At 56.7% G+C, this 21,583-nt stretch carries 9 protein-coding genes; 5 read left to right on the forward strand and 4 right to left on the reverse strand.

Annotated elements, in window-relative coordinates; genetic code table 11:
- Positions 1 to 4: 4 nt before the first annotated feature.
- The 4 genes from O5O45_RS29960 (at position 5) to O5O45_RS29975 (ending at position 16,631) form a co-directional block, all read left to right on the forward strand.
- The gene (locus tag O5O45_RS29960; RefSeq protein ID WP_305902924.1) at positions 5 to 13,189 is read left to right on the forward strand and encodes a tandem-95 repeat protein; all 13,185 of its coding nucleotides are present in this window, start codon (positions 5 to 7) and stop codon (positions 13,187 to 13,189) included.
- Positions 13,190 to 13,364: 175 nt separating this feature from the next.
- Positions 13,365 to 14,123, forward strand: a complete 759-nt coding sequence (locus tag O5O45_RS29965; protein WP_305902925.1) for a response regulator — start codon at positions 13,365 to 13,367, stop codon at positions 14,121 to 14,123.
- A gap of 2 nt (positions 14,124 to 14,125) precedes the next feature.
- A complete protein-coding gene (locus O5O45_RS29970; RefSeq protein WP_305902926.1) occupies positions 14,126 to 15,730 on the forward strand; it encodes an ATP-binding protein in 1,605 nt (534 codons plus the stop codon).
- Between the two features lie 205 nt (positions 15,731 to 15,935).
- Positions 15,936 to 16,631 carry a hypothetical protein gene (locus O5O45_RS29975; protein ID WP_305902927.1) on the forward strand — a complete coding sequence of 232 codons (696 nt, stop codon included), beginning with the start codon at positions 15,936 to 15,938 and terminating at the stop codon, positions 16,629 to 16,631.
- A gap of 67 nt (positions 16,632 to 16,698) precedes the next feature.
- Here the strand turns inward: O5O45_RS29975 and O5O45_RS29980 are convergent, their stop codons facing one another.
- The gene (locus tag O5O45_RS29980; protein WP_305902928.1) at positions 16,699 to 17,304 is read right to left on the reverse strand and encodes a DUF2239 family protein; all 606 of its coding nucleotides are present in this window, start codon (positions 17,302 to 17,304) and stop codon (positions 16,699 to 16,701) included.
- A gap of 239 nt (positions 17,305 to 17,543) precedes the next feature.
- Positions 17,544 to 18,161: an RNA ligase 1 family protein gene (locus O5O45_RS29985; protein WP_305902929.1), complete on the reverse strand. Its 618-nt coding sequence runs from the start codon at positions 18,159 to 18,161 to the stop codon at positions 17,544 to 17,546.
- A 405-nt stretch (positions 18,162 to 18,566) separates the two neighbouring features.
- Between O5O45_RS29985 and O5O45_RS29990 the strand changes: the two genes are divergently transcribed.
- Complete coding sequence (locus tag O5O45_RS29990) at positions 18,567 to 19,058, forward strand: peptide chain release factor family protein (protein ID WP_305902930.1); 492 nt, start codon at positions 18,567 to 18,569, stop codon at positions 19,056 to 19,058.
- Between the two features lie 377 nt (positions 19,059 to 19,435).
- On the opposite strand, the gene O5O45_RS29995 is transcribed toward O5O45_RS29990, so the two are convergent.
- On the reverse strand, positions 19,436 to 20,167 hold the full coding sequence (locus O5O45_RS29995; RefSeq protein ID WP_305902931.1) for a DUF1295 domain-containing protein: 732 nt from the start codon (positions 20,165 to 20,167) through the stop codon (positions 19,436 to 19,438).
- Positions 20,168 to 20,269: 102 nt separating this feature from the next.
- Complete coding sequence (locus O5O45_RS30000) at positions 20,270 to 21,397, reverse strand: nitroreductase family protein (protein WP_305902932.1); 1,128 nt, start codon at positions 21,395 to 21,397, stop codon at positions 20,270 to 20,272.
- Between the last annotated feature and the right edge of the window lie 186 nt (positions 21,398 to 21,583).

The raw sequence follows: 21,583 nt of genomic DNA on the forward strand, positions 1-21,583 counted from the left end.
TGCTATGAATAACAGTGTGTTCAACGGGCTGTTAACTTTTTTGTTACCCATGAGCGCAATGGCCGGTGTGGGATACGGAGGCAATTACCTTCGTTCTGCCGGCTATGGTGGTTATGGAAAACCCCGTTCGGTATTGATGAACGAATTGGGGCGTTATCCGTCTGAGGGAATTGTTAAATCAAAGTCTCAGCATGAAACCTCAACAGAGGCTGTGGATCTGGAATTGTTCCAGGGACAAAGCGTGAATGAGCTGGTTATTCTCGACAGTGCGGTAAAGGACAGGAGTGCGCTCTACAAGGGCCTGAAGCCCGGTGTCCAGATTGTTGAGATTGACACCGGTGAATCCGGTCTGGAGCAATTGAAAAAGGCGTTAGCGCAATATTCTGATCTGGCGGCGGTTCATATTGTCTCCCATGCCAGTGACGGGCAGGTGATGCTGGGCCACGACGTTCTGACCGCCGAAAAACTCCATGATGAAATTACCCTGTTTAATACGTTGAACAATTCCATACGGGAGGGAGGGGACCTTTTATTTTATGGCTGTAATCTTGCCAGTGGAGAGAAAGGCGAAGCCCTGCTTGAACTCATTTCCGGCAATACCCATGTGGATGTGGCCGCTTCCAACGACTTAACCGGGGCTGAGAATCTGGGGGGGGATTGGGAACTGGAAATTCAGCGCGGACACATTGAAACTGAGCAACCGTTCAGTGACATTGCGCTTAAGGATTTTTCATCCACCCTGGCGCCACAGCAGTATGTCACGAGTGATTTTTGTTCAAGCTCTTGTTTCAACTCAAAACCTTCGCATACATCAACAGATGGCGATCTTATTTTTACTGGTGAGGCGAGTGGTTCAGCTGAAAACGTATATGCCTATAGTGCTGGCCGCCCTGAGGGTGGTTTTTATTTGTCCTACCAGACAGGTTCAGGTAACGATGGTGACACCTCGGGCGCTCTGATTTTTACCGCTGACAACGTTGATGTTTATTCTTTTGAGTTGACTGCACTGGTCTATACCGCAGATAGCGGTAATAGCTGCAGCGGTGGGTCTATTGTCGGTTACAAGGCTGGCGGCGGAACTGTTACAGACACTATAACCTGGAGCGGGTCTACGAACTCTGCAACATTAACCAACCTTAGCGGAGTCCAAATTACCCACTTTAAAGTAAATGGCAGTGGATGTAGCCCTGCCGTATACGAGGTAATGGGAGTCAAGTCGTTTACGGTTGACAACAAGCAAGCACCGAACACCGCACCCTCAATATCCAACCTGACTGGAGACAGTGTCGCCTGGGCTGGCGTAGGCAGCACCGTAACTCTGGATTCCGGTGGTGATGCGACCGTCAGTGATACTGAACTGGATGCCTTAAACGGTGGCAATGGTGATTACTCCGGCGGATCGTTGACAGTCCAACGCCCCAGTGCCGTTACCAGTGATGTCTTTGGGTTTGACATTTCAGGCGCGTTATTCACCGTCAGTGGGAGTAACCTGCTGAGCGACGGGCAGACCTTCGCCAGCTTCACCAATACCAATGGCACACTGACGATCAGTTTCAACAGTGCCAGTACCGCCGCGACTACAGCCTTAGTGCAGGACGTTGCTCGGCACATCACCTATCGCAGTGACACACCGGCAGGGGATGCCACGGTTCGTTTTACATTGAGTGACGGGACAAGTACAGATACGGCTGATGTCACCGTCACCTCTGATACCATCTACATTACCAATACCACTGACACCGCCAGTATCGATGCCACTGATGGTGTGAGTTTCAGTGAGGCCATTGCCATCGCGGCAGCGGACGGCTCTGGTACTCAGACTTTAATCGTCGACAGTAGCCTCGCGGGACAAACAGTATCAGCTAGTTCTGCTTCGAGCTTGAGTGAAAGCCTGACTCTGGATCTGGGTGAGGCGACAGGTATGACATTGTCCGGCGGCAGCCTGTCGTTGGGTGGTGGTGTGACGTTGACACTGGATAACGATACGGGCGATACCGCCAGTATCAGTACAGCATTTGGCGGAACCGGAGCGCTCACTAAAACCGGCGACGGTACGGTGACCCTGTCGGGCACGCAGACCTACAGCGGCGTTACCACCTTTACCGGTGGCGCCATCAGCGTTGCAGGCGACAGCAATCTGGGCTCGGGTCAGTTGGTCATGAATGGTGGCGCCCTGGTCGTCACCTCCTCAGGTACGATCGACAACTCCATAAACCTGGCGGCCGACAGCACCATCAGCCACGCGAACAATTTGACCTTGTCGGGAATGTTGTCCGGCACCGCCAACCTGAGTAAAGCCGGCGCCGGGCAAATGAGTCCCACCAACAGTAACAACGAGGCCGGGTCCAGTGGGGGCATCACCATTACGGAAGGCAAATTCTATATCAGTGATGACAACTTCCTGCCGTCCGGCACCATCACCCTGAACGGTGGTTCCTTCCTGGCCAGTGGCTCCAGCGGTCAGTCGGATACGGTAGACAACGACTTTGTCGTTGGCGCGGCCGGTGGCACCTTCCACATCTATGGCGGAGGCGGCAACTATACGCTGACGGTCTCAGGGGCGATTTCCGGCAGTGGCGATCTGGAGAAGATCACCACCGCGGCCTTGGTCCTGAGCGGCGCCAATACCTATAGCGGTAACTTCACCATCTCCAGTGGTAACGTCTCCATTACCAACGGTTCCAACCTGGGCACCGGCACCGTCAATCTGAGTGGCGGCAAGCTGACGGTGACCGGCTCCGACGTGACCATCAGCAACAACCTGGTCGCTTCCAGCGGCACGTTCAGCAACGCCAACAACGTCACCTGGTCCGGGGTGGTCAGTGGTTCCGGTGGGCTGACCAAGAACGGGGCGGGCACCCTCACCTTATCGGGCAGTCAAACCCATTCGGGTACGACCAACATCACCGCCGGTGTTGTGAGCATCTCGGATGACACCAACATCGGCTCGGGCGCCATCACCCTCAACGGAGGTGGCCTCACGGTGACTGGCACCGGCACAATCGATAACGCCATCAGCATAGGGTCCAGCAACGGCGCCATTACCAACGCCAACGCAGTCACGCTCTCCGGGGTGATGAGCGGTACCGGAAGCCCCACCAAAGCCGGCGCGGGTACTTTGACCTTGTCCGCCACCAACACCAATACCGGCTTGCTCAACGTATCGGCGGGTAGTGTGGCTGTCAGTGGTACAGTTTCCAGCCTGGTCACGGTTTCCAGCGGGGCGACCCTGGAGGGGCCCGGTGTCTTCTCCAGTCTGGTGGTCGTCAACTCCGGCGGTACGATTCAACTTGGCTCTTCGCCCGGGACGATGACGCTTGAGTCTGGTTTAACTCTCAACTCTGGCGGAACCCTGGTCGCCCGTATTAACGGCGCCACCGCAGGCGCGACATACGATCAATATGATGTCAGCGGCACGGTCACACTAGGGGGGACTCTCAGTGTTATCGGTACCCATAGCGGCAGTGGCGGCGACAGTTTTGTCATTATCAACAACGATGCCAGCGATTCCGTCAGCAGCACCTTTAATGGTTTGTCGGAAGGGGATGCTACGACCACGCTGAATGGCAAGCCCCTGACCGTCAGTTATGTCGGAAGCACCGGCAATGATGTGACCCTGAGTATTGTGCCGCCGACGATCACCGCTGGAAACATCAGCATTTCGGGAGCTTCCGGTACTGGCGGCGCCTATATCATTGGCGACACCGTGACCGCGACTTGGAATGATACCGGGGCCGGTGACAATAACGGCGATATCACCAGTGTCACGGTTGATTTCTCAGAATTTGGTGGTGGTTCAACGGTAGCTGCGAGCAACTCCAGCAATACCTGGACGGCAACCTATACCCTGGTATCCGGTTCGGTCGACAATACCAACCGAAATGTATCCGTAACCGCAACGGATACGGACGGCGTCAGCGGTACTACGGCTGACACAACCAACGCCACAGTGGACAATATTGCACCGACCATCAGTGACAGCAGTTTAAGTATCTCTGGTAGTTCGGGAACAAGCGGTACCTATATTATCGGTGATACCGTGACCGCCACCTGGAATGATACTTCGGGAGGGGATAACAACACCGATACCATTTCCGGTGTCACCGTAGACTTCTCGGCCTTCGGTGGAGGCGCGTCGGTTGCGGCCAGTAATTCGAGTGACACCTGGACGGCTACCTATACCATTACATCCGGGGCGATTGACAGCAGTAACCTGAACGTGAGCGCTACCGCAACGGATAATGCCGGTAACACTAATCTCGCCAATGATTCGACCAATGCCACTGTGGATAACCAGGCTCCCACAGTGACCGATGCCAATATCAGCATTTCCGGCGCATCAGGCGGCGGTGGTGCGTATATTATCGGTGATACGGTCACCGCCACCTGGAACAACACTGGCGGAGGCGACAATAACAGTGACACTATCTCCGGCGTGACGGTGAATTTCTCCTCCTTCGGTGGAGGCAGTGCAGTGGCTGCGAGCAACTCCAGCGATACCTGGACGGCGACCTACACGATTACAGCAGGTTCTATCCAGGCCTCCAATCTCAATGTATCCGTCACGGCAACGGATAATGGTGGTAATGCCGCCACAACTTCCGACGGAACGAATGCCACTGTGGATAATCAGGCTCCGAGTGGCCACAGCGTCAGTTTTGATGATTCCACTATAAACAATACGGAAGCTTCCAGTCAGAGCTTCACTTTTGCCGGTGGCGAAGTGGGGGCCAGTTACAGCTATAGCATCAGCAGTTCTGGTGGTGGAACCAATGTGACGGGATCAGGGACTCTAGCCTCGGCGACGGATCAGGTTACTGGACTGAACCTCTCTGGTTTGGGGGACGGCACGCTGACTCTGTCTGTGGTGGTGACGGACACGGCCGGCAACGCCGCTACGGCGGTCACTCATACCGCAACGCTAGATACTGCCGCCCCCAGCGGCCATAGCGTCAGTTTCGACGACGCCACGATTAACAGCACGGAGGCGTCCAGTCAGAGTTTCACCTTTGCTGGTGGGGAAGTCGGCGCCAGCTACAGCTATACCGTGAGCAGTTCCGGCGGTGGAACCAATGTGACGGGATCGGGAACTCTAGCCTCGACGACGGATCAGGTTACTGGATTGAACTTCTCTGGTTTGGGTGACGGCACGCTGACTCTGTCTGTGGTGGTGACGGACACGGCCGGCAACGCCGCTACGGCAGTCACTCATACCGCAACGCTAGATACTGCCGCCCCCAGCGGCCATAGCGTCAGTTTCGACGACGCCACGATTAACAGTACGGAGGCGTCCAGTCAGAGTTTCACCTTTGCTGGGGGAGAAGTCGGCGCCAGCTACAGCTATACCGTGAGCAGTTCCGGCGGGGGAACCAATGTCACGGGCTCCGGTACGTTGGCGACGGCGACGGACAAAGTTACCAGCATAGATCTTTCTGGCCTGGGCGATGGAACCCTGACCCTGTCTGTGGTGGTGACGGATACCGCTGGGAATGCGGCGACAGCGATCACGGATACTGCGACGCTGGATGCATCCGCGCCCAGCGGTCATAGCGTCAGCTTCGACGACGCCACGATCAATAGCGCTGAAGCCAGTAGCCAGAGTTTCACTTTTGCTGGCGGCGAGGTCGGCGCGGATTACAGCTACACCATCAGTAGTTCCGGTGGCGGAACTAATGTCACGGGTTCTGGTACGTTGGCGACGGCGACGGACAAAGTTACCGGCATAGATCTTTCCGGCCTGGGCGATGGAACTCTGACTCTGTCTGTGGTGGTGACGGATACCTCCGGTAATGCGGCGACAGCGGTTACGGATACCGCGACGCTGGATGCAACTGCGCCCAGCGGGCAAAGCGTCAGCTTCGACGACGCTACGATCAATGGCTCTGAAGCCAGTAGCCAGAGTTTCACCTTTGCTGGCGGCGAGGTCGGCGCGGATTACAGCTACACCATCAGTAGTTCCGGTGGCGGAACCAATGTTACGGGCTCCGGCACATTGGCGACGGCGACGGATCAGGTCTCCAGCCTCGATCTATCGGGACTTGGCGATGGTACGCTGACTCTGTCTGTGGTGGTGACGGATACGGCCGGCAACGCCGCTACGGCAGTCACTCATACCGCAACGCTAGATACTGCCGCCCCCAGCGGCCATAGCGTCAGTTTCGACGACGCCACGATTAACAGCACGGAGGCGTCCAGTCAGAGCTTCACCTTTGCTGGTGGAGAAGTCGGCGCCAGCTACAGCTATACCGTGAGCAGTTCCGGCGGGGGAACCAATGTCACGGGCTCCGGTACGTTAGCGACGGCGACGGACAAAGTTACCAGCATAGATCTTTCTGGCCTGGGCGATGGAACCTTGACCCTGTCTGTGGTGGTGACGGATACCGCTGGGAATGCGGCGACAGCCGTCACGGATACTGCGACGCTGGATGCATCCGCGCCCAGCGGTCATAGCGTCAGCTTCGACGACGCCACGATCAATGGCTCTGAAGCCAGTAGTCAGAGTTTCACCTTCGCAGGCGGCGAGATCGGCGCGGATTACAGCTACACCATCAGTAGTTCCGGTGGCGGAACTAATGTCACGGGTTCCGGTACGTTGGCGACGGCCACGGATCAGGTCTCCAGCCTCGATCTATCGGGACTTGGTGACGGCACGCTGACTCTGTCTGTGGTGGTGACGGATACGGCCGGCAACGCCGCTACGGCGGTCACTCATACCGCAACGCTAGATACTGCCGCCCCCAGCGGCCACAGCGTCAGTTTCGATGACGCCACGATTAACAGCACGGAGGCGTCCAGTCAGAGCTTCACCTTTGCCGGAGGAGAAGTCGGCGCCAGCTACAGTTATACCGTGAGCAGTTCCGGCGGTGGAACCAATGTCACGGGCTCCGGCACGTTGGCGACGGCGACGGACAAAGTTACCGGCATAGATCTTTCTGGCCTGGGCGATGGAACCCTTACCCTGTCTGTGGTGGTGACGGATACCGCTGGGAATGCGGCGACAGCCGTCACGGATACCGCCACGCTTGATACCACAGCGGCCAGCGGCCACAGCGTCAGTTTCGACGACGCCACGATTAACAGCGCGGAGGCGTCCAGTCAGAGCTTCTCCTTTGCCGGAGGAGAAGTCGGCGCCAGCTACAGTTATACCGTGAGCAGTTCCGGCGGTGGAACCAATGTCACGGGCTCCGGCACGTTGGCGACGGCGACGGACAAAGTTACTGGCATAGACCTTTCCGGTCTGGGCGATGGAACCTTGACCCTGTCTGTGGTGGTGACGGATACCTCCGGTAATGCGGCGACAGCCGTTACGGATACCGCGACGCTGGATGCAACCGCACCCAGTGGTCATAGCGTCAGTTTCGACGACGCCACGATCAATGGCTCTGAAGCCAGTAGTCAGAGTTTCACCTTCGCAGGCGGCGAGGTCGGCGCGGATTACAGCTACACCATCAGTAGTTCCGGTGGCGGAACCAATGTCACGGGTTCCGGTACGTTGGCGACGGCCACGGATCAGATAACCGGTATTGATGTCAGCGGGCTGAGCGATGGTACGCTGACTCTTTCCGTAACGGTGACCGATACTTCAGGCAATGCGGCGACGGCGGTCACCGATACGGCGACCCTGGATACCAGCGCAGCAAGCGGCCACAGTGTGGCCTTTGATGACAGCGACATCAACGCAACCGAAGCGTCGAGCCAGAGTTTCACCTTTGCTGGCGGCGAGGTCGGCGCGGATTACAGCTATATCATCAGTAGTTCTGGCGGCGGAACCAATGTCACCGGCTCCGGTACGTTGGCGACGGCCACGGATCAGGTCTCCAGCCTCGATCTATCGGGACTGGGCGATGGTACGCTCACTCTGTCGGTTGTTGTGACCGATAGCGCAGGCAATGCGGCGACAGCCGTCACGGATACCGCCACTCTTGATACCACAGCGGCCAGCGGCCATAGCGTCAGTTTCGACGACGCCACGATTAGCAGTGCGGAGGCGACCAGTCAGAGTTTCACCTTTGCTGGTGGGGAAGTCGGCGCCAGCTACAGCTATACCGTGAGCAGTTCCGGCGGGGGAACCAATGTGACGGGATCGGGAACTTTGGCGACGGCGACGGACCAAGTTACCGGCATAGACCTTTCCGGCCTGGGCGATGGAACCCTGACCCTGTCTGTGGTGGTGACGGATACCGCTGGGAATGCGGCGACAGCGGTCACGGATACTGCGACGCTGGATGCATCCGCGCCCAGCGGTCATAGCGTCAGCTTCGACGACGCCACGATCAATGGCTCTGAAGCCGGTAGCCAGAGTTTCACTTTTGCTGGCGGCGAAGTCGGCGCGGATTACAGCTACACCATCAGTAGTTCTGGCGGTGGAACCAATGTCACGGGCTCCGGTACGTTGGCGACGGCCACGGATCAGATTACCGGCATTGATGTCAGCGGGCTGAGCGATGGTGCGCTGACGCTATCGGTGGTTCTCACCGATACGGCCGGCAATGCCGCGACTGCCGTTTCCGACACGACGACTCTGGACACGACCGCTCCGCAGTTAAGCAGCAGCAGTCCAGCGGATGGCTCCACCTCTGCGCGTTACGACACGGATCTGACCCTGACCTTCAACGAGTCGGTGGCGGCAGGTAGCAGCGGAGACTTGTCGATCGCTGTTTATGACGCCGATGACGACAGTCTGGTGGAAAGCAACGACAGTGATTCAGGACAGGTGAGCATCAGCGGCGCCGTGGTGACGGTGTCCCTGGTTGCGAATCTTGATGGCGCCCACGATTACTATGTACAGATCGGTGCGGATGCGATGGAAGACGCCGCAGGCAACAGTTATGCGGGTATTTCTGATAAGACGACGCTGAATTTCACCACCACGAATCTACAGCCGACGGCCGCCAATGATTCGGATTCCACCAATGAGGATAACTCGGTTGCGATCAGCGTATTGGATAACGACTCAGATGAAGACGGCAGCCTGAATGCAGCGAGCGTGATGGTCGCCAGCGGCCCGTCAAACGGCAGCGCCAGCGTGAATACAGGCACCGGGGTGATTACCTATACGCCGGATGACAACTTCAATGGTTCGGACAGCTTCACCTATACGGTGGAGGACAACAATAGCCTGGCGTCGAGTGCGGCGACGGTCACGATCACGGTTAATGCAGTCAATGACGCGCCTGTTGCCGTAGCTGATCTGGCCAGCACGCTGGAAGATACCCCGGTTTCCATCGATGTGGCGGACAATGACACGGACGTGGATACCGGCGATGCGGTTGATGCCTCGACGATTACGATTGTGACCGGACCCAGCGACGGTTCCGCCGTGGTGAACAGCGGGCAGGTGGATTACACCCCAGACGCCAACTTCAACGGAACGGACACCTTCACCTACACCATCGAGGATAGCAATGGCGCCATGTCCGCCGCCGGTACCGTGACGGTTAACGTGACCAGCGTCAATGACTTACCGGCCGCCGCCGCCGACACCTCCACCGTGGATGAGGACAACTCCGTTGATATCGATGTGCTGGATAATGACAGTGACGTCGATGGCGTGGTCGACGCCACGACGGTTACGGTACAGACGGCGCCGACGCATGGCTCCACCAGCGTCAACAGCACGACTGGCGTGATTACCTATACGCCCACTGCGGACTTTAACGGTAGCGACACCTTCACTTACACCGTGAAGGATGATTCTGACGGCACCTCCAATGCGGCCACGGTCACCATCACGGTGAACAGCGTGAATGATGCGCCCGTCGCCGCTGATGATATCGCCACGCTGTTGGAGGACGTCGCCCACACCATCAACGTTCTGGGTAACGACAGCGATGTCGACGGCGCACTGGTCGCCTCCAGTGTGGAAGTGGTCACCGCGCCGACCAGCGGTGGCGCGTCGGTCAATACGTCAACCGGGGCGATTATCTATACGCCGGATAGCGATTTTAACGGCTCCGACTCATTGACCTACCGGGTGCAGGATAACCTGGGCGAGTGGTCCGCGCCGGGAACCGTCACGCTGACGGTACAGGGGGTGAACGATAGTCCGTTGGCGAATGACGACGTCTACAGCCTGGATGAGGATACGCCCACGTCGCTGAATGTCGTTTCCAACGACAGTGATGTGGACGGAACCATCGATGTAACGTCCATCTCTATTCTGACGGACGTCAGCAACGGAGCGTTGGTGGATAACGGCGACGGGACTCTGACGTATACCCCGGGCGCCGACTTCTATGGATCGGATACGTTCACCTATATGGTGGCGGATGATGAAGGCGCCGACTCTGTCGCGGCTATCGTCAGTATTACGGTGAATCCGGTCAATGACGCACCTACGATCACCGGTACGCCAACCACCAGTGTGGTGCAGGGCGAAAGCTACAGCTTTACGCCCACCCTCAATGATGTGGAAGGAGACGCCATGAGCGTAAGCGCCAGCAATTTGCCGAGCTGGCTGTCATTGGATACGGACACCGGCGCGCTCACAGGCGCGGCCTCCGTGGCGGGTACTTTCAGCAACATTGTGCTGACGGTATCCGACGGCGGCGGCAGCAGCTCATTGACCGCATTCAGTATCCTGGTGGAATTGGATACGGATAGTGACGGCGATCCCGACACGGTGGATACCGATGATGACAACGACGGTATGAGCGATAGCTTCGAAATCGCCAACGGTCTGGATCCGCTCGACGCCAGTGACGCCGATGGCGACCTGGATGGCGACACCATCAGTAATTATCAGGAGTCAGTGGATGGCACCAACCCCACGGATGCGGAAGATTATCTGGATACCACCGCGCCGGTGGTGGTCGCGCCGGAGGAGCTGGTGCTGGATGCGGTGGCCTTGTTCACGCCGGTGACGCAACGGCAATTGCTCGACCTGCCTTCTTCTGCGACGGATTCTGAGGTCCAGAGCGTCATGACGGTGCTGGCCAGCGATAACGTGGATGGCGACAGCTGCTGTAATACTCGGATTCCCGCGCTCAGCAATGGCGCTGTTCTGCTGCCGCCTGGGCGGAATCTGGTGACCTATCGTGCGGTGGACCGTAAAGGGAATGTCGGTACAGCGCAGCAGATCGTCAATATCCGGCCGCTGGTGTCGGTGAATAAAGATCAGATCAGCGTGGAAGGGGCGACCGTTCTGTTCAAAGTGATCCTGAACGGCCAGTCGCCGTTCTACCCGCTGAGCGTGCCTTATGTCATCGATAGCGCCAGCACGGCGAGCAGCAGTGACCATAACCTGGTCAACGGCTCAGTGATCTTCACCAAGCCGGGATCCACCGGACAGACGGAGGCGAGCGTCAGCATCCTATTGACCAGCGACAGTGTTGCTGAGAATGATGAGCGGCTGATGATTCGTCTGGATGACCGCACTTCCAATGCGGAAGATCTGGCGGACGGCTATGACCCGGATGATCCGAATATCTACGATATCAATAGCGGGGCGAAGATACGTCATGTCATCACCATCGTCGAGCGCAATGTCGCGCCGGATGTCACGCTGCGCTTGCGTCAGGGAGGCCTGGACACCATACAGGTGACCCCGGATGGCGGCGCAGTAACGGTAACGGCGACAGTGACCGATCCCAACGTGGGCGACACGCACACCTATAACTGGACCGCCACCGACAACGTATTGAGCGATACCGACGGCAATACCAGTAATAACCAACTGGTATTCAGCCCCTCATCGCTGACTGCGGGCCGCTATAAAGTGCAACTGACCGTCGCCGACTCCGCGAACGCGACGGATTCCATCAAGCTTTACTTCCGGGTGGTGGATGCGCTACCGACGTTGGAACCGGATGTGGATACCGATGGCGATGGCGTGGACGATCAGACCGAAGGCACCTCAGATACGGACGATGATGGTATTCCTGAGTATCTGGATAATATCTCCGCCCCCAATGTGTTGCCGGAAGTTGCTTCGGAAACGGCCTCTTATCTGGTTGAGTGCGACCCCGGCGTACGTTGCCGTCTGGGACAGTTCGCCATATTGGGCGGTAACGGCGGCGTGCGTCTGGAGCAGGATGACCTGATGTCGCAACCGGATATCAGCGCTGACGGGTTGTTTGAACCCATTGGCGGCATCTTTGACTTCGAGATCCATGACTTGCCAACGCTGGGACAAAGCGTTCGCATTGTGTTGCCGCAGGATGCCGCGCTGCCCGCCGATGGCGTTTATCGTAAGTTCCAGAATAGCCGTTGGGAGTCCTTCGTCGTAGATACGGACAACGAGCTGCACTCGGCGCCAGGCAATCCTGGGTATTGTCCTCCTCCGGGAGATGATAGTTGGGAGAGCGGACTGATCGAAGGCTACTACTGCGTGCAGTTAACCATTGAAGACGGCGGCCCCAACGATGCGGACGGTCTGGTGAACGGATCTGTGGAAGACCCAGGCGTCGTCGCCGTGGATAAACGCACGTCGACCGACATCGAGAGTGAAGGCGGCGGCTCTGGAGGCGGTTCCGTCAACGGGACCCTGCTGCTAATGCTCTTGAGTCTGACGCTGCTGTCTTGGCGATATACGCGCAAAAGTCCAACTTTAATGGCGGTCATGTTGCTCATCCTGTTGACGCCCTCCGGGAACAGTCAGGCGGCGGATTGGGAGGCGATGAAAGCCAGACTTAAAGAGCGAGGGTATCTGGAATTTGGCGCCTATCATGTCAGCGGCTCTCAGGGCGCGGGAGACTTCAAGAACGGCCTGGAAAGCGAGGACGTAACAGTCAGCCTCAACAATTATGATGTGTCCCGTTACGGCTATCAGTTCCTGGCCGGCTATCGCTACCATGAGTATCTGGCGGCGGAAATCGGCTTCCTGGATCTGGGTAATGTGAAAGTCAGCATGAGCGCATCCGCATTGGATGCTGATACGCTCGAAGGGGCGGTGGAGAAACATTACCCCGTCAGCGGCAGTGGCTGGACGCTGGCGAACCGCTTTCTGTGGCCGGTGCGAGAGCGTATAACCCTGTCGGCGGAAGTCGGGTTGTACCTCTGGGAAGGGGATATCCAGCTCAGCGGCGCGGATATCAATCCAGACCTGAAAGGGGACACGGATCCTCTGTTGGGGCTGGGCGCCAGCTACAGCGTGACGGGTAATATTGACGCCGCCGTGCGCATCAAGCGGATATTCTTCGATGGTCAGCACGTTGACCTGTTGGGAATCGGGGCGGTGCTGCGTTTTTAAAATACGGCAGTCCGTCTGATTGTCTCAATTGTTATAAAGCGCCCTTTCAGAGGGCGCTTGGCTGTCCCAAACTGTCACAAACCTGTTACACAGGCTGGTATTCTCCCATCGCATTTTTTCCTACACTGAGCGAATTTCCCCCTGATTCGGTTGGTTAAGGCGACGCTCTCCTATCATGACACCCGTATTTTCGAACTGCGCTCACAATCATCGCTTGCTGTTGGTGGAGGATGACCAGGAGCTGGCTTCCTTGATTCAGGATTATCTGACTAAAAATGGTTTCCAGGTGGCGATTGTCGCCAACGGGCTGGATGCGGTGCGGGAAATCCAGACGCAACGTCCGGCGCTGGTGATTCTGGACGTGATGCTGCCCGGGCTGTCTGGCATGGACGTATGTCGGCAGGCGCGGCTGGATTATAACGGCTTTATTCTCATGCTGACGGCGCTGGATGAGGATATGGACCAAATGCTGGGATTGGAGCTCGGCGCGGACGACTATATTGTTAAGCCGGTGCAGCCGCGGTTACTGCTGAGTCGCATTCGCGCGCTGCTGCGACGGCTGGAGCATACCGGCAGCGGTGAGGGCGTTGCGGCGATGACTCAGGATAAAAACGTGATCAGCGCCGGCGCCTTGACGATCGACCTGCGCAACCGCGTGGTCAGACTGGGCGATCGCTCGGTGGAGCTTACCACCGCGGAATTCGAGCTGTTATTACTGTTGGCGAGGTCGTTGGGCGAAGTGGTCGATCGCGATTTTATCATTCAGGAATTACGCGGCTTCGATTACGACGGTTTGGATCGTTCCATAGACCGGCGCATTTCCCGTTTGCGCAAGAAACTGCAAGACGGCGGGGCAGGGCAGGACATCATCAAGACGATTCGGGGCAAAGGCTATCAACTCTGCACTGATCCTGACCTGGCTGGGGACCGTTGAAGATGATGCTGAGAACCTTGCTGCGCCTGGTGGTCGTCATTATATTACCTGTGGGACTGTTGCTGACGGTAGAGTCCTACAACCCTGTTCATTACATCAAAAAACGCATTCTCCTCAATTACTTTGTTAATACCTATAACGGCACGTTTTTCCTGATTGACCGTGATTTGGCGGAGCGGCCACAGAGCGACTGGCAGGACAGAGTGGCGTCGCTGGATAACCACTTCGGCTATCGATTGCGGCTGACGCCCTTGGCGGAATTACTCACGCAAACGCAGTATGCCGATACCCTGCGAGACGGCGGTTATGTCTATTCAGACGTGGATACCGATGTGCTCTGGCGCAGGGTCGGCGACAGCGACTGGGTGATAGAAATGGTGCTGGATGAGACGGATGACGAAGAGACCTTGCGCAGCGCCAAAGGCACCTTGTTTCTGCTGGGCGACATGTTTACGGAAACGCCGGAGGCGCAATGGCCGCAGTTAAAGACGCAATTGCAGGCTGAATTTCGTTTCCCGCTGGAGATGCTGGCGCTGACTGAGCTGGACATATCGCCGCAGAAACAAGAGGCGCTGATGCAGAAAGGCTACGCCTGGACCACCACCGAGGACGATGAAACGCTGTTATACTACCGTATTGGCGATAGCGACAAAGTCCTGACCGCGGGGCCAACGCCTTCGCCCGGCGGGGTTGCTCTCTCTTATTTGGTGACCGTGTTCACGGCCATGATGTTAGCTACCTCTCTAGGGTTATTATCCTGGTTGACGCCCCTATGGCGTGATCTCAAACGTCTTGACCGCACGGCGTCGGAGTTTGGTCAGGGCAGACTGGAGCATCGCGTGACGTTGCGTAAAGGCTCCGTCGCCGCGCGTCTGGGCCGGTCCTTCAACGCCATGGCGGACAGCATTCAGAAGCTGGTGCGCTCTCACCAACAGCTGACCAATGCGGTCGCTCATGATCTTCGCACTCCGTTGGCGCGACTTCGCTTCGCGGTGGAAATTCTGGAATCGGAAGATTGCACGGCGGAAGAACAGGAGCGATATCGCAAAAGCATCCACGCCAGCATCGATTCACTGGATTACCTGATCAATCAATTGCTTACTCATTCACGCTACAGTCGCGCCATCGACATTAATCACTTCAGTGAGGTCGATCTGGCGGCTCTGGTAGAGGAAGAAGTGGACTTACATCAGCCGGAACGCAGCGAGCTGGCGTGTGAGTTTGTCTGTGACGAAACCCTGCGCGGCGCCCGCATCTGGGCGGACTCACGCGCCATGGGGCGGGTGTTGCATAACCTGCTGGATAACGCTTCTCGTTATGCGCAATCCTGTGTGCGGGTCAGCCTGCGTCGCGACGGCGCGCTCTGTCGCTTACGGGTGGAAGATGACGGTCCGGGCATTCCCCAGGCGGAACGGGAGACCATCCTGCAGCCCTTCGCCCAATTAGGCAACGCCGAACGCGCCTCATCCGGCGGACACGGCCTCGGACTGGCTATCGTCAGCCAGATCGCGCAGTGGCACCAGGGCAGCGTCACCGTCGGCGACTCTTCATTAGGGGGCGCCGCGATTGAGATTTCCTGGCCGGCTCATACGCGCACCGCCGGTTAAAAAGACCGCTTTTCCTCCGATTGCCTCGTTTATCCTGCTCGCCAAATCCGCGCCTTATTCCTGACGAATCACTCCGGTCTCATGCGCGGAATTGGCGTCACATTCTGTCCCAAATCAGCCACATACCTTTTTCGTTTGGCCTCTTAAGATCACATCTCCTTTTGTGAAGTTAGATTTGAAAATTGATAAAGAGGGAGGCCGGGCAATGGCTGGCAATTCTATCGGTCGTCTGGGGGCGACACTTATTCTTGCGGCGGCTTACGCGACTTCGGCGCAGGCGGCGGATTACTCTGTCGGCGGCATGCTGGGGACGCAGGGCGTTGGCGTCACCGCCGCCAAACGGACGGACTGGAGCTTGGTGGATGAAGACCAACTGCAGCTGCGTTTCACCTTCGGCGGGCTGGATGTGGATGACGTCGACGACCTTGAGCTGAGCGGAACCAAATACAAAGCGGATTACCGCACCGGGACGCTGACAGGCGGCGTGGACTGGTATCCCTTCTCTGGTAAGTATGTGGATAACATCTTCTTCTCCGGCGGTCTGGTTTATTTTGATCACGACATTAAAGGGACGACCAAGTCAGGGCAGTCTTTCAACGTCGGCGGAGCCCATGTCAGCAGCAGTGATAATGTGCGTTTGGATGCGGAAGTCGATCAATCCTCCTGGGCGCCTTATCTGAGCCTGGGGTGGGGGAATCGCATTCGTAGTGAATCCGGCTTCTCTTTTCAGGCGGAGCTGGGCGTGATGACGCCGTTAAGCGACCCGGATGTGAAGCTGAGCGCCAGAGATCCTGGGGGCGTTCTGTCTGCGGATAATCTGGAGCGCGAACGTCGCGATATTGAAGACGATCTGGGCGGCGCGCAGGGATTCCTGTCTGTGGCGGTGACGTATCAGTTTTAGTTTTTTCGCGCGAAAGCGGCGACACACGCCATAACAGGGCGCGTGTCGCCGAGCTGAATAGCGGGGCTCAGTCCTGGGCCTCCGCTTGCTTCTCCATCTCCAACGCCTTCTCAGTCTGATGCCGGATATAGTCCTGAATGTCGTCAGGCCATAGCGAAATCATGTCATCAAAGGTTTCATAGTCTTTGGCGAAGAAGGCGCGACAGGCCTCTTCAAAGCCGGGGAAGTCGCCGGCGACGGTGGACATGAAGCGATAAACAGCTTCCAGCGCCAAGCGAGATCTGTCTTTGTCCACATTGTCGCGTCTGGCCGCTTCGACCAGCTTGCGCAACGCCACGGATGCGCCGCCGGGCTGCGCTCTCAACCAGTCCCAGTGACGGGGCAACAGCGTGACTTCCCGCGATACTACGCCCAATTTGGGACGTCCAGGTCCAGCTTTAGGTTTGGGGCCATCTTCGCTGCGTGCTGCGATTCTGGCGATAACATCCTCAGCCGTTCCGCGATAATCGATATCCACGATCCGTCCGGTGGCGTTGTCGTAAATGGCGACGGGGGCGTTGGCGTCCTGCTCCAGTAAAGACTTGGCCTTTAACGCCACTTCCGGTAAGTCGCCGGCGGCGAAAAGCTGGTGGCCGTGAAAGCCGGTATAACTCTGAGTTTCTTTTGCGCTCATCTGTTTCACTCCTGTGCTAGCTCGGATAGCAGTAACCACAGCTATCCTGAAAAATATGCCGCCAATAATACCCGGGTAAAAAATGAAGTCAATATTACCCGGCAAATAATATTTCTTTAACGCGCATAAAAAAGCGTTTTTAAAACCGCAAGTTAGTAGAGGTAGGCTGGCGGATAGAGCGAACAGTGGGGGAGTTGGAGGGGGCAAATAAAAGCCTGGGAAGATTCCCAGGCCTGTATTCACCATGAAAAGCCGAAGTCCTTTCGTCTCAGTTTGGCCATGCGTCCATCCGGCGCATGCCAAACAATGCCTTCCATGTTTTGCGCCGCCATCCAGTCTCGCAGAGAGTGGAAGTCCAAGCGCTCCGGCGGCGTCAGGATCTTGCCGCCATGGGCCCACAACGCATGGCGCTGCAGCTGGTAGCGGTTACCCTGAACTTTGGGGCCGACCAGTTCGTAGGTTTGGCCTTCGATCAGTGCGCCGGCGGTCTGTGCAAGGGCTTCGCAATGCCAGCGGTCTTCTGGACTTCCTTCGGAAACCGGCAGCCAGCCGGGCCAGTGTCCGGTGATGGCGTCAGGCTCCGCCTCGCAAGGCGCAAATCCGTCCGGCGCCGATTTGAACATGGCGTGGTCCAGCGTTTCGAGACGTCCGGCGCGGAGTTTGGCGGCGAACGGCTTGCGCAGTTTACGGTCGTAGCGTTTCCACAAACGGCCTTCTCTGAACAGGCAGGCGCTGCCGTCGAATTTTTCGGTGGCGAGCCCTATGCCTTGCAACACCCAGGCGGATTCCGGAACCACTTGCTCCGTCGCCGCATGGCTATGGCGATCGATGACGAATAACGTCTTGATCTTTTTCATGTTTTTCTCCTATGAAGGTTAAACGGATTTCGAGTCCCGTCCGGCTCCATGAAGAGAGGCGGCATGGTAACGCCTGCGATCAATGGCGGTCAAACCAAGCAGCCTGATTACACAGAATTTTTCAAATAAATGCATACGGCGACAGCCTTTGTCGCTCCGCTGCGTAATATGTCTCTTGTAAAGCGGCGCTGGTCGAAGGTGTGATCGTTTCACCGCAGGGAAGCCACTGCCGCTGTGCTGTCTATGTGGTAATGGAAGGCGTAAGAGATAGGGATTTCTCACCCCACTGAGTTGATGTCCTTGCGCGCACGGAACAGCGCTTAACCCAAAGGGATTTGGGGTCTTTTTCTAAACTACGGCCATTAAGCTACACTGACCGGCTTTATCGAGTTAAGGTCGGCGCTGATGAACGCATATCTCAATATTACTCCTCAATCCGATGCGGACACGTTTCCCGACCTACTGAAGGTCTGTGTGTTGTATGGGGAGCGAAAAGCGCTTGTATCTGAACTTCTCTATGAGCCGAGTGCTTCCGCCAAGCGCTGTGGCGGACCGGATTTCTTCATCGTGAAGTTCTATGGGCCGCACGCATACGAAATAATGCAAAAGGCTCCGCCGTTTCAGGGGCAGGGAGACCACTTGGCAAAGCTCTATCCTCAGTGGGATGAGCAAGCCAACCCAACGATGGCGGAACAGCATCTATCCATACAGTATTACGCCAATGATACCCCCGATTCTCCGATGGTTCGTCAAACCAGCAGTAACGTTTGCTTAACCCATTTGCCCACAGGCATTGTTGTTTGTTGTGAATACAGTCGCTCTCGATTCAAGAACGTTGAGGAAGGGAAGAGTCTGCTTTGTTCTTATATCCACAGCTTGGGCGCGGCTTGCGTGTAGGCGCCCATCTATCCATTCATGTATTTCAATTTATTGACTAATTTAGTTTGAGCCTATGAGACTTTTGCTGATTTTAGGCCTGTGCATATTTGGTTTTTTGATGTGGTCGCTTCATGAATACACGTTGCGCGTATACGGCGATCGTTACACAGCGATGAACGTGATGGCGATTATCCTTACGTTCGTAATCTTTGTCTCGGCTTTCCTCTGGATTGGAATTCCAAAGGCATATCAATGGATTAAAGCGCGTATTAGCAATACGAGGGGTTAGATGACTGCAAGTGACAGGGCCTGCGGTGTGCCTGGCCCTGTCTTTCGTGGCGGTTGGCCGCCACGTTACTTCCCGGGAATTTGGCTTCTGGGACGTTAAGCTTTGATTAGATCACAAACGGAATCAGGCATTTGGCCTTTTTCTTATAGTTCCGCCAGGCTTCGCCATAACGTTCTTCCGCCATTTTTTCGCTTTTGGGAATGGCGTCCGCCATGTATTGGGCGATGTTGGCGAGTGGCGCGATGACGCCCCAGGGGTTGCCGGCGGTGAGGCCGAAGGAGACGTAAATCAGGAAGTCGCCGAAGTAGTTGGGATGGCGGGAATAGCGCCAGAAACCAGTGTCCAGAATCTGGCCGCGGGAGTTGGGTTGTTGCTTGAACAGGTGTTTCTGATAGTCGCTGCCGAAATGGAAAATGGTGCCGACCAGATAGACGGCGACGGCGCTGTAATCTATCCAGTTCAGTGGGCCGACACGGTCCGCCGCCCATTGGAACGGCAGGCAGTAGAGCCACCCAAATACGTTGGCGAGAATGATGGGTAAGAAGTAGATGGCCGACAGCGGCATGACTTCTTTGAGCTTGGCGGCGGCGGTGTTGTTGTACCAAAGCGTGAGCACCACATTCATGCGCAATTGGTAAATAATCACCATGCCGAGCAGTAGAGCTTTGCGCACCAGATCTGCATCGCCGTACCAGCAATACACCAGCGTCACTGGTAATAGCGTATTAAATCCAAAGATAAACGGCGCTTTGGTGTCCTTGGTGATCAAGGCAGCAATGACGCCGGCGACGGCCATGGCCTCGATCACAATGATCATGATTATCCATTGTTGCTCCATATTTCCTTTTCCTTTTTCTATCGAACTTGAGTAGGCCGTCTGGCGACGGGGTTAGGGGGAGTGTCGGCTCCGTTGAGTCAGCTGTTCTTTGGGCTCCGTGGGTCATCCGGCGGCGATGATGCCGTTGGTTTTTCTTCTGGGACTTTTATCGAAAACTTCTTTGATTGCGCCTAGCCTGGCGAAGAAAATCATGCGCCCGTTTTCGTCCCGCAGTCGCTCGATCTCAATGCGCGCCTGATCATGCTGCAGCATGACGCTGACCGGGTGTATCGCCAGCTTCTGCTCTTGGGCGTTGAGCCAAACCTCCATCAAGCGCGCGCCAGCCTGAGTCAGTGCTTTGGGCGTCATGTGCTCATCTCCCAGGTGGCAGAACAGTAATTGCGATGTGTCCTCCACCAGCGCGCCAAGCTGATCTGACATGCGTTGCGGCGCGCCGAAAGGCCGTAGCGCCTGCATGACCGGCGGCGCCAGAAGGCAGCGGTAGAAAAGACTGCTCCACTTGCTTTGCGGGCCGAGCAGACTTTGCAGATAGAAGCCGTCTTCCGAATCTTCTTCCAGGGAAAAGTGGATGTAGCGATAGGTCTCGCGCCAGGCCTTATAGTTGGCGAAGTCCAGCACCGCATACTGTTTCACCAGTTGCGCCGCGCGCCGAATCGTAGCGGGGTCGCGCTCGACCCGCATCAGCAAGTGCTCGCCGGTCAAGGACAACGGCCAACGCTTCGCCAGCAGTTTCTGCAGCCCTTCGTCGCTAATACGCAAAGGGTTAAAAGGGCCGCGGTGGGTGCGTCGATGCAGAACCAGTCGTCGCCAATCTTCAGCATCGTTGGTGGGCTTTATACTGTCAGGCGTGATGCGCACCGCCGTCAGAGCAAGGCAGTTGTGCTCCTGTTCCAGTTCTATGAGGGGGGCGCTTTTTTCGCCCTCGCAGAGCCAGCGCAGGCGCCAGTCGTGGCCTTTGACGCCCAGCGTCATGCAAAACAAGCCCAGAAATAATCCGCAGCTCATCAGCATCTCGATTTCCAGGCTTTCCAGGGCTTTGAGTTTGCGAGCGCTGTTCAACGCCAGGACGACGCATTGCTCTCCATCCTGAAGCGTCTCTCCAAGGAGTGCGTTGGCCCGCTCGCGCTCCTGAATATGGATTAACGTCCAGGGTTGCGAGTTGTGGGAAGACGGCGCCCAGCGCGCCAGATCCACGGTTTCCTGCAGTTCATGAGCGAATGTCGACTGCATAAATAAAGCTCCCTTTGATTAGCATTAACATGGCAATAAGATTGACAGGTTAATCACTCGGCGCAGGTTTGCGCCTGCTCGGCGACACGCCGCGACAGACAGAGCCTGACATACCCAGGTCCCGTCGTTTTCAGATCAACGGCAGATCGCGAATTGTCTGCCTATCCGTCGGATGCATCGATTTCC

Source organism: Hahella sp. HNIBRBA332 (assembly GCF_030719035.1).
In the GTDB taxonomy this organism is placed as follows: domain Bacteria; phylum Pseudomonadota; class Gammaproteobacteria; order Pseudomonadales; family Oleiphilaceae; genus Hahella.